Origin of the sequence: Streptomyces boncukensis, from assembly GCF_011045075.1 — a bacterium.
GTDB classification, from domain to species: Bacteria; Actinomycetota; Actinomycetes; order Streptomycetales; family Streptomycetaceae; genus Streptomyces; species Streptomyces boncukensis.
Genome location: NZ_JAAKZZ010000235.1, coordinates 1 through 11,211 on the forward strand (window position 1 = coordinate 1; position 11,211 = coordinate 11,211).

At 75.3% G+C, this 11,211-nt stretch carries 4 protein-coding genes and 1 pseudogene; all 5 read left to right on the forward strand.

Features of this window, described 5'->3' with window-relative positions; all coding sequences use genetic code 11:
* A partial coding sequence (locus G5C65_RS21135; protein ID WP_165300465.1) for a non-ribosomal peptide synthetase occupies positions 1–8,343 on the forward strand: 8,343 nt, incomplete at its 5' end.
* 80 nt (positions 8,344–8,423) lie between these two features.
* Positions 8,424–8,648 (forward strand): MbtH family NRPS accessory protein, encoded by a 225-nt coding sequence (locus tag G5C65_RS21140; protein WP_165300466.1) that lies wholly within the window; start codon positions 8,424–8,426, stop codon positions 8,646–8,648.
* Positions 8,630–10,216, forward strand: coding sequence for an amidohydrolase family protein (locus tag G5C65_RS21145; protein ID WP_165300467.1), 1,587 nt, complete (start codon positions 8,630–8,632; stop codon positions 10,214–10,216). Before G5C65_RS21140 ends, G5C65_RS21145 begins: the two co-directional genes overlap by 19 nt.
* Before the next feature lie 185 nt (positions 10,217–10,401).
* Positions 10,402–11,007, forward strand: a complete 606-nt coding sequence (locus G5C65_RS21150) for a flavin reductase family protein (protein WP_165300468.1) — start codon at positions 10,402–10,404, stop codon at positions 11,005–11,007.
* An 11-nt stretch (positions 11,008–11,018) separates the two neighbouring features.
* A pseudogene (locus tag G5C65_RS21155) lies at positions 11,019–11,211 on the forward strand (cytochrome P450); the annotation flags it as partial.

Consider the following 11,211-nt stretch of genomic DNA (forward strand, 5'->3'; position numbering starts at 1 on the left):
TATCTGGGGCGGGCGGATGACCAGGTCAAGGTGCGTGGCTTCCGTGTCGAGCCGGGTGAGGTCGAGGCGGTGCTGGCCGGGCATGTGGCGGTCGGGCAGGTTGCGGTGGTCGCCCGTGAGGGGCGGCTGGTGGCGTATGCGGTGCCCGCCGCCGGGCAGGCTGTCGACGGTGCGGAGCTGCGGCGGTACGCGGCCGGGGTGCTGCCCGAGCACATGGTGCCTGCCGCGGTCGTCACGCTGGACGCGCTGCCCCTGGCTCCCAGCGGGAAGCTGGATCGCGGGGCCCTGCCCGCCCCCGACTTCGCCGCCGAGACCACCGACACCGCACCGCGCACCGCGGGCGAGGAGATCCTCTGCGGGCTGTTCGCCGACGTCCTTGGCCTGGAGCGGGTCGGCGTCTCCGACGACCTCTTCGCCCTCGGCGGCCACTCCCTGCTCGCGATGCGCCTGGCCAGCCGGATCCGTACGGTGCTGGGCGCCGAGCTGACCGTACGCGAGATCTTCGAGGCGCCCACTCCCGCGCGGCTCGCCGCACGGCTGGCGGTCCGCGCGGACACCGGCGACGCCGGTACGCACGAACTGGTCCCCGTGGACCGGGAGGCGGCTGAGCCGCTGCCGCTGTCCTTCGCGCAGCAGCGCCTCTGGCTGCTGAACCGCATCGAGGGGCCCGACGGGACGTACAACATCCCCGTCGCCTGGCGGCTGACCGGCGAGCTGGACCGGGCGGCACTGACCGCCGCCGTACACGACCTGGCCGTGCGCCACGAGACGCTGCGCACCGTCTTCCCGGAGGCGGGGCACGAGGGGCGGGCCGTACAGCGCGTACTCGACCCGGACAGCACTCCGGTGCCCGTCCGGCACGAGCGGGTCACCGGGGAGGACCTTCCGGCACGGCTGGCCGAGGCCGCCGCACAGGGCTTCGAGCTGGACCGCGAACCGCCGCTCCGCGTCCGGCTGTTCGAGCTGGCGCCGGGCGAGCACGTGCTGCTGCTCGTCGTGCACCACATCGCCACCGACGAGTGGTCCGACGGGCCGCTGTGGCGGGACCTGGCCACCGCCTACGGCGCCCGCCGCGCGGGCCGGGCGCCCGCGTGGGCCCCGCTGCCGGTGCGGTACGCCGACTACACCCTCTGGCAGCAGCGGGTACTCGGCGACGGCGCCGACCCCGGCAGCCTGCACGCCCGCCAGCTCGCCTACTGGCGCGAGACGCTGGCCGGGCTCCCCGAGGAGCTGACGCTCCCCGCCGACCGGCCGCGCCCGCGGGAGAGCAGCCACCGGGGCGGCGCCGTCGAGCTGACCGTCGACGGCGCGCTGGAGCGCTCCCTGCGCGCGCTGGCGCACCGCCATGGCGTCAGCATGTTCATGGTCGCCCAGGCGGCCGTGGCCGCGCTGCTGCACCGGCTCGGCGCCGGGGACGACATCCCGCTCGGCGCCCCGATCTCGGGCCGCACGGACGAGCAGCTCGAAGACCTGGTCGGCTTCTTCGTCAACTCCCTGGTACTGCGGACCGACCTGTCCGGCACGCCGACCTTCGCCGAGCTGCTGGACCGGGTACGGGCCACCGACCTGGCCGCCTACGAGCACCAGGAGCTGCCGTTCGAACGGCTGGTGGAGGCGCTCAACCCGGCCCGCTCGCTGGCCCGGCACCCGCTGTTCCAGGTCATGGTGGTCTACCTGGACGCGCCCGGCCGCGCGCCCGAGTTCCCGGGCCTCACCGCCGGGCGCGAGCCGCTGGGGCAGCACAGCGCCAAGTTCGACCTGAGCTTCGACTTCGTCGCACGGGGCGACGGAGCCGGGATCCAGGGCTGGATCGAGTACAGCGAGGACCTGTTCGACCGCGAGACCGCCGAGCTGCTCGCCCGCCGGCTCGTCCGGGTGCTGGAGCAGGTTGCGGGGGGTCCGGATCGGGTTGTGGGTGGGTTGGATGTGGTGGTGGGGTCGGAGCGGCGGTTGGTGGTGGAGGGGTGGAATGCGACGGGGTGTGAGGTGGGTGCGGGGGTGTCGTTGCCGGGGTTGTTCCGGGAGCAGGTGGTGCGTACGCCGGGTGCGCCTGCGGTGGTGTGGGGTGAGCGGGTGGTGTCGTATGGGGAGTTGGATGTGTGGGTGGAGCGTGTGGCGCGGGTGTTGGTGGGGATGGGTGCGGGTCCGGAGCGGGTGGTGGGTGTGGCGTTGCCGCGTTCTGTGGAGTTGGTGGTGGCGTTGTTGGCGGTGCAGCGTGCGGGTGCGGCGTATCTGCCGTTGGATCCGGAGTATCCGCCGGAGCGTGTCGCGTTCATGGTGGAGGACGCTCGTCCGGTGTGTGTGCTGCGGGATGGTCTGCCGGAGGGGCCGGAGGGTGGGTTGCCGGTCCGGGTTGATCCTGGGAGTCCGGCGTATGTGATGTATACGTCGGGTTCGACGGGGGTGCCGAAGGGTGTGGTGGTTGCGCATGCGGGGATCGTCAACCGGTTGCTGTGGATGCAGGATGCCTATGGGCTCACGTCCGGGGACCGGGTGCTGCAGAAGACTCCGTCGAGTTTCGATGTGTCGGTGTGGGAGTTCTTCTGGCCGCTGATCACCGGAGCGGCCCTCGTGGTCGCCAGGCCCGGAGGACACCGGGACCCCGCCTACCTTGCCGGTCTGATCCGGGAACAGGGCGTCACCACGGTGCACTTCGTCCCCTCGATGCTCCAACTGTTCCTGGAGGAGCCCGCTGCGGCGGGGTGCGGTGGGCTGCGTCGGGTGCTGTGCAGTGGCGAGGCGCTGCCTGTGGATGTGGCGGAGCGTTTCCATGAGGTGCTGCCTGCCGAGTTGCACAATCTGTACGGGCCGACTGAGGCGTCGGTGGATGTGACGGCGGGGCGGGTGGTGCCGGGCGCGGGGCGGGTGTCGATCGGGCGGCCGGTGTGGAACACCCGGGTCTACGTCCTGGACGCCGCGCTCCGCCCCGTGCCGCCCGGCGTTCCCGGCGAACTCCACCTCGCGGGTGTGCAGCTCGCGCGGGGCTATTGGGAGCGCCCCGGGCTGACGGCGGAGCGGTTCGTGGCCGATCCGTTCGGCGGGCCGGGCAGTCGGATGTACCGCACCGGTGACCTGGCGCGGTGGACGCGGGAGGGGGAGTTGGAGTATCTGGGCCGGGTGGATGACCAGGTCAAGGTGCGTGGTTTCCGTGTCGAGCCGGGTGAGGTCGAGGCGGTGCTGGCCGGGCATGTGGCGGTCGGGCAGGTTGCGGTGGTCGCCCGTGAGGGGCGGCTGGTGGCGTACGCGGTGCCCGCCGCCGGGCAGGCTGTCGACGGTGCGGGGCTGCGGCGGCACGCGGCCGGGGCGCTGCCCGAGCACATGGTGCCTGCCGCGGTCGTCACGCTGGACGCGCTGCCCCTGGCTCCCAGCGGGAAGCTGGACCGCGGGGCCCTGCCCGCCCCCGACTTCGCCGCCGAGACCACCGACACCGCACCCCGCACCCCGCACGAGGAGATCCTCTGCGGGCTGTTCGCCGACGTCCTGGGCCTGGAGCGGGTCGGCGCCGAGGACGACTTCTTCGCCCTCGGCGGCGACAGCATCGTCGCCATGCAGCTGGTCGCGCGGGCCCGCGCCGCCGGACTGGTGATCAGCCCGCGGGACATCTTCCGGCACAAGTCGGCCGCCGGGCTGGCGGCCGTCGCGGGCGCGCCGGACGGGGGCGCGCAGGGCGCCGCCGACGAGGCGCTGTTCACCCCCACCGACGACGAGCGCGCCGAGATCGCGGCCCTGGGCGCCGCCGAGGTGCTGCCGCTCACACCGCTGCAGACGGGCCTGCTGTTCCACGCCTCCTTCGACTCCGGCGCGGACGGCCCGGACGTCTACACGGTCCAGGTGGCGTACGACATCGAGGGCCCGGTCGACGCGGCGCGGCTGCGCCGGGCCGGGCAGGCGCTGCTCGACCGGCACGCCAACCTGCGCGCCGGATTCCGCTATCTGGCGTCCGGCCGCCCGGTGGCCGTCGTCCCCCGGACGGCCGTGCTGCCCTGGCGGCAGCTCGACCTGACGGAGGCGGCGGGCGGCGCGGCCGGGCGCGAGGAGCGGTGGACGCGCTGCCTCGCCCAGGAGCGGCGCCGGTTCGACCCGTCCGAGCCGCCGCTGCTGCGCCTGGCCCTGGTGACGTATCGGCCGGGACGGCACCGCCTGGTGCTGTCCCACCAGCATCTGCTGCTCGACGGCTGGTCGCTGCCCCGGCTGATGCGGGAGCTGTCCGCGCTGTACGCGGGCGAGACCCCGGCCGCGCCCACCCCGTACCGCGCCTACCTCGCCCACCTGGCCCGCCAGGACGCGGAGGAGTCGGCCCGGGTCTGGGACACGGCCCTGGAGGGGCTGGAGGAGCCCACCCATCTGGTGGCGGCCGACCCGAACCGGGCCCCTGCGGTGCCCGAGACGCTGACCACCGCGCTGACGCCGGAGCTGACCGGAGCGCTGACCGCGCTGGCCCGCGCACGCGGGCTCACGCTCAACACCCTGGTCCAGGCCGCCTGGAGCGTCGTCCTCGCCCGGCTCACCGGCCGTGACGACGTCGTCTTCGGTGCGACGGTCTCCGGCCGCCCGCCGGAGCTGGACGGCGTGGAGTCGATGATCGGCCTGTTCATCAACACCGTCCCGGTGCGGGCCCGGATCGACGAGCGGGAGCCGCTGTCGGCGTTCCTGGACCGGGTCCAGGAGCAGCAGTCGGCCACGCTCGCCCACCAGCACACCGGGCTGGCCGACATCCAGCGCCGCACCGGGCTGGGCGACCTGTTCGACACGCTGATCGTGTTCGAGTCGTACCCGGACGTCGAGCCGGACACAGAGCCGGACGCCGGGCCGGACGCGGCCGGCCGGCTCCGCACCTCCGTGCGCGAGCACCGGGACGCCACGCACTACCCGTTCGCCTGGGCCGTCGAGCCCGGCGACCGGCTCACGCTGACGGCCGAGTACCGCACCGACCTGTTCGACGAGGCCGCCGTCGCCCGCGTCTCCGCCGCGATGGTGCGGCTGTTCGAGGAGATGGCGCGGGACGCCGGGCAGCCGGTCGGCCGGGTCGACATCCTCACGCCGCAGGACCGCAGCGCCGTCCTGGAGACCTGGAACGCCACAGCGCTGCCCGCGCCCCGCGCCGGGGCGCCCGCGACCGTCCCCGCGCTCTTCGAGGCGCGCGCCGCAGCTGTTCCGGACGCGGTCGCCGTCGTCGCGGACGGGACCGCCTGGACCTTCGCGGAGCTCAACGAGCGGGCCAACCGGCTGGCCCGGCTGCTGCGGGAGCGGGGCGCGGGCCCCGAGGAGTTCGTCGCGCTGGCACTGCCGCGCACGGCGGACTTCGTCGCCGCGCTGCTCGGCGTGCTCAAGGCGGGCGCCGCGTATCTGCCCCTCGACGCGGACCTGCCCGCCGAGCGCATCCGCGCCCTGCTGGAGGACGCGCGCCCGCGCCTGCTGCTCACCACGCGGGCGCTCGCGGACGGCCTGCCGGACGACGACGGCGTACCGCGGCTGCTCCTGGACGCGCCGGAGACCGCAGGCCGGCTCGCGGCGCTGCCCGCCGGCGACCTCGACAGCGGCCCGGACCCGCGCCACCCGGCGTACGTCATCTACACCTCCGGCTCGACGGGCCGCCCCAAGGGGGTCGTGGTCGGCCACGCCGGCGTGGTCAACCTCTTCCGCAGCCACCGCCGCGCCCTGTACGAGCCGGCGAAGCGCCGCACCGGCCGCGACCTGCTGCGGGTCGGCCACTCCTGGTCGTTCTCCTTCGACGCGTCCTGGCAGCCCCAGCTGTGGCTGCTCGACGGGCACGCGCTGCACATCCTGGACGACGACACGCGCCGCGACCCGGAGCTGGCAGCGGCCGCCATCCGGGACCAGCGGCTGGACTTCATCGAGGTCACGCCGTCCTTCCTGATCCAGATGGCGGACGCCGGGCTGATCGAGGACGGCGCGTGCCCGCTCGCGGCGGTCGGCGTCGGCGGCGAGGCCGTACCGGACGCGCTGTGGACCCGGCTGGCCGGGCTGTGCTCGACCGACGCGTACAACCTCTACGGGCCGACCGAGGCCACCGTCGACGCGCTGGCCGCGCGGATCGCCGACAGCGCGGCCCCGGTCGTGGGGCGGCCGGTCGGCAACGCCCGCGCGTACGTCCTGGACCGCGCGCTGCGCCCGGTGCCGCCGGGCGTGCCCGGCGAGCTGTATCTGGCGGGCGCCGGGCTGGCCCGGGGCTATCTGGGCCGCGCGGACCTGACGGCCGAGCGGTTCCTGGCCGACCCGTTCGGCCCGCCCGGCACCCGGATGTACCGCACCGGAGACCTGGCCCGCTGGACCGCCGAGGGGCGGATCGACTACCTGGGCCGGGCCGACGACCAGGTCAAGATCCGCGGCTTCCGGATCGAACTGGCCGAGATCGAGGCGGCGCTGGCCCGGCACGAGGCCGTCGGCCAGGTGGTGGTCGTCGCCCGCGAGGACCGGCCCCGGGTCAAGCAGCTCGCCGCGTACGTCGTCCCGCGCGAGGGGGCGCACGCGGCGCCCGACCCCGCGCGGCTGCGCGCCCACGTGGCCGCCGAGCTGCCGGAGTACATGGTCCCGGCCGCCGTCGTCGTCCTCGACGAGCTGCCGCTGCTGTCCAACGGCAAGCTGAACCGCAGGGCGCTGCCCGCGCCCCGGTTCACCCGCGCGGAGAGCCGGCCGCCCGCGACCGGCACCGAACGCGCCCTCGCCGCGCTGTACGGCGAGGCGCTCGGCCTGCCGCGGGCCGGGGCCGACGAGGACTTCTTCGCCCTCGGCGGCGACAGCATCGTCGCCATGCAGCTCGTCAGCCGGGCCCGCGCGGCGGGACTGCGGATCACCCCGCGCCAGGTCTTCCAGCACCGCACCGTCGAGGCGCTGGCCGCCGTCGCCGTCGAACTGGACCCGCAGACGGCCGGCACGGCCCACGACGACGGCTCCGGCACGGTGCCGCTCACCCCGATCATGCACGCGCTCCGCGAACTCGGCGGGCCCATCGCGGGCTACCACCAGGCGGCGCTCGTGCAGACCCCGGCGGATCTCGAAGCGGCCGGGCTGCGCACCGTCCTGCAGGCCGTCGCCGACCGGCACGACCTGCTGCGGGCCCGCCTGGAGCGGACCGAGGAACCCGGCGGCGCGGAGCGGTGGGAGCTGCACGTACCGGCGCCCGGCGAGGTGGACGCCGCGTCCTGGCTGGTGCGCGCCGACGTGGCGGGCGCCGGTGAGGAGGAGCTGCGCGCGGCCATCGCCGAGCACGCCCGCGCGGCGCAGCGGCGGCTCGACCCGGACGCCGGACGCATGGTGCGCGCCGTCTGGTTCGACGCGGGGCGCGGCAGCCCCGGGCGGCTGCTGCTGCTCATCCACCACCTGGTCGTGGACGGGGTGTCCTGGCGGGTGCTGCTGCCCGACCTCGCCGCCGCCTGGCGGGACGCCGCCGCGGGCAGGGCGCCCGCACTCGACCCCGTCGGGCTGTCGTTCCGCCGCTGGTCCCGGCTGCTGGCCGAGCGCGCCGCCGACCCGGCCCGGGAGGACGAACTGCCGCTGTGGACCGGCATGCTGGCCGACCCCGACCCGCTGCCCCTCGCCCGCGAACCGGACCCCGCGCGGGACCACACCGCCGCCTCCCGGCACGTGTCCCTGACCCTCCCGGCGGACCGCACCGCGCCGCTGCTCGGCCGGGTGCCGAGCGCGTACCGGGCGACCGTCAACGACGTGCTGCTCACCGCGCTGGCGCTCGCCGTGGCCGACTGGCGGGAGCGGCACGGCACGGCAGGCCGCTCGGTGCTGGTCGACCTGGAGGGGCACGGCCGCGAGGAGGAGCTGGCGGGCAACGCGGACCTGTCGCGTACGGTCGGCTGGTTCACCAGCGTCGTACCGGTCCGCCTCGACCCGGGCGAGGTGGACCTGGCCGACGCGTTCGCGGGCGGGCCCGCGCTGGACGCGGCGCTGGACCGGATCCGGGAGCGGCTGGCCGCGCTGCCCGCCGGAGGTGTCGGCCACGGACTGCTGCGCCACCTCAACCCGGCGACGGGCCCCGGACTGGCCCGGCTCGGCGCCCCGCGGATCGAGTTCAACTACATGGGCAGGTTCGGCGTCCCGGAGGCCACGGACTGGTCGTACGCGCCGGAGGCGGACGCGGCGGACCTGGAGGCGGACCCGGAGATGCCGCTGTCCCACGCGCTGACCGTCAACGCGCTGACCGAGGACCGCCCCGGCGGCCCCGAGCTGTCGGCGCACTGGACGTACGCCCCGGGCCTGCTGTCCGAGGCGGCGGCCCGGGACCTGGCCGGGACCTGGTTCCGGGCGCTGGAGGCCCTGGTCGACAGGGCCGGCGGCGACCCCGGGCCGAAGCGCCCCCACGCCGACTGACACCGACGAACACCGACAGCCACCGACGAACACCGACAGACACCGACGAACGCCGACTGACACCACGAGAGGGAACACCGGTGAGCAACCCCTTCGAGAACCCCGACGCCGACTACTCCGTCCTCGTCAACGACGAGGGCCAGCACAGCCTGTGGCCCGCGTTCGCCGAGGTGCCGGACGGCTGGACCGTCGCCCACGGCCCCGCGGCCCGCCAGGAGTGCCTGGACTACGTGGAGACCCACTGGACCGACATGCGCCCGGCGAGCCTGGCGGGAGCGGAGAGCGCGTGCTCAGCAGCCGACTGACCAACGCCCGCTTCCACACCATGGACCCGGCCCACCCCGTCGCCCACGACCTGGGCGTGTGGGAGGGCCGGATCGTGGCCCTGGACGAGGAGGCCACCGCGCTGCCCGCCCGCCGGGTCGTGGACCTGGACGGCGCCACCGTGCTGCCGGGCTTCATCGACAGCCACGTCCACCTCGCCTGGACCGGCCTGAAGGCCGGCACCCCGAGCGTGGCGCCCTGCGCCCGCGTCGAGGACGTGCTCGGCGCGGTGGCCCGAGCGGTGGCGGCGGCGCCGCGCGGGGCGTGGGTGGACGTCGCGGGGTACGACCAGCGGGCGCTGGGCCGCCATCTGACCGCCGCCGAGCTCGACCGGGTCAGCGACGGGCGCAAGGTGCTCCTGATGCACGACTCCGGGCACGGCTGTGTCGTCAACAGCGCGGTCCTGGACCGGCTGCCGCCCGGCGTCGCCCCGCGCGGAGGGCCGGACGGGGACGGCTTCCTCGCGGAGGGCGCCATGGCCGCCGCCCGCGCGCTGCGGCTGCCGTACGCGCAGGAGGAGCTGGCCGACGCGATCGGGCGGGCGGCGCGCGAGTGCCGTGCCGAAGGCATCACCGCCGTCGCCGAGGCGGGGATCGGCGGCGCGCTGCTCGGCCACAGCCCGGTCGAGCTGGGCGCCTACCAACTGCTGCGGGACCGGGGCGCGCTGCCGCTGCGGGTGCAGCTCATGGTGACCGCCGACCGGCTCCACGAGGTGGGCGCACACCCGGCCGACGGCCTCCCGTGCGCCCTGGACCTCGGCCTGCGCACCGGCTTCGGCGACGCATGGCTCTCCGTCGGAGCACTCAAGATCTACACGGACGGCGGCATGATGGCCCGTACGGCGGCGCTCACGGCCCCGTACGAGGGCGTGACCGGGCCCGGGCGGACCGGGCAGCTCCAGGACACCCCCCAGGCCCTGACCCGGGTCATCGTGGACGGCCACCTGGCGGGCTGGCAGCTCGCCGTCCACGCCATCGGGGACCGCGCCGCCGATGTCGCGCTCGACGCGCTGGAGCGGGCCCAGCGGGAGCGCCCGCGCCCCGGCGCCCGGCACCGCATCGAACACGCGGGCCTCATCCGGCCCGACCAGCTTCCGCGCTTCGCGCGGCTGGGCGCGCTGGCGGTGGTCCAGCCGAACTTCCTGCGCAGCTTCGGCGACGACTACGCGGCGCTGATGGGGGAGGAGCGCGCGGGCTGGCTCTACCGGGGCCGGGCCTTCCAGGACCACGGCGTCACCCTGGTCGGCAGCTCCGACCGCCCGGTGACCGACGGGGCGCCGCTGCGGGCCGTGCAGTTCATGGTCGAGCGCGCCTCGTCGTCCGGCCGGCTGATCGGTGCCGACGAGGCGCTCACGGTGGACGCGGCACTGCGCGCCTACACGGTGGGAGGGGCGTACGCGTGCCACTGGGAGCGCTCGGCGGGCACGCTGACGCCGGGCAAGCAGGCCGACCTGGTGGTTCTGGGCGACGACCCGTACGCGGTCCCGCCCGCACGGATCGGCGGGATCGAGGTCGTGACCACGTACGTGGACGGCGAACGCAGGGACTGACGGGCTGCCCGAAGGGGCGCGGGGAACTGCGCGAGCGACCATGGGGGCACCTCCCTGCTCGAGCGAAGCCGAGAGCTTGGGGGAGCACCCGCACTCCGCAGCGAACGGCAGGGGGCAGCCCGTACCCGGGCGGCCCGTGCCGGGGGGCCGGAAAGGCGGGGGCGGCCCTCACGGATACTGGGATCATGCGCATCGACTTCGACCCCGCCGAGCTCGACCAGAACGCCGTCTACCGCCTGCTCACCGCCACCGTCGTGCCACGGCCCATCGCCTGGATCTCCACCGTCTCCGCGGACGGAGTCGACAACCTGGCCCCGCACTCGTTCTTCACCATCGCGTCGGTGGAACCGCCGACCGTGCAGTTCACCTCCGTACGGCGCAAGGACACCCTGCGCAACGTCGAGGCGACGCGGCAGTTCGTCGTGAACCTCTCGCCCGAGCCGCTGTTCGAGCAGATCAACGACACCGCCACCGACTTCCCGCACGGCGTGAGCGAGTTCGACACCGTGGGCGTGGAACGGGAGCCGGGCCACCGCGTCAAGGCGTCCCGCGTCGCCGCGTCCCCGGTCGCGCTGGAGTGCGAGCTGCACAGCACCGTCGGGCTGGGGACCTGCACGGTGGTGTTCGGACGCGTGGTCCACGTGGCCGTCGACGAGAGCGTCCTGGAGGACGGCCACCCGGAGGTGACGAAGCTGCGCCCGCTGACCCGGCTCGGCAGGAACGAGTGGGGCACCTTCGGCGGCGTACGGGAGCGCGCCCGCGTGCCCTACGCCGACTGGAACCGGAGCTGACGGGCCGGCCCATGCCCGACGTGCTCGATCCCGCGGACCCGGCGTTCGCCCGCGACCCCTACCCGTACTACGCCCGCCTCCGCGGCCGGGCACCCGCCACCCGGGTGCCGCTCGCCAACGGCACCCACGCCTGGCTGGTCACCGGATACGACACCGCCCGCACCGTGCTGGCCGACCCGCGCTTCTCGAACGTCCCCCTCCCCG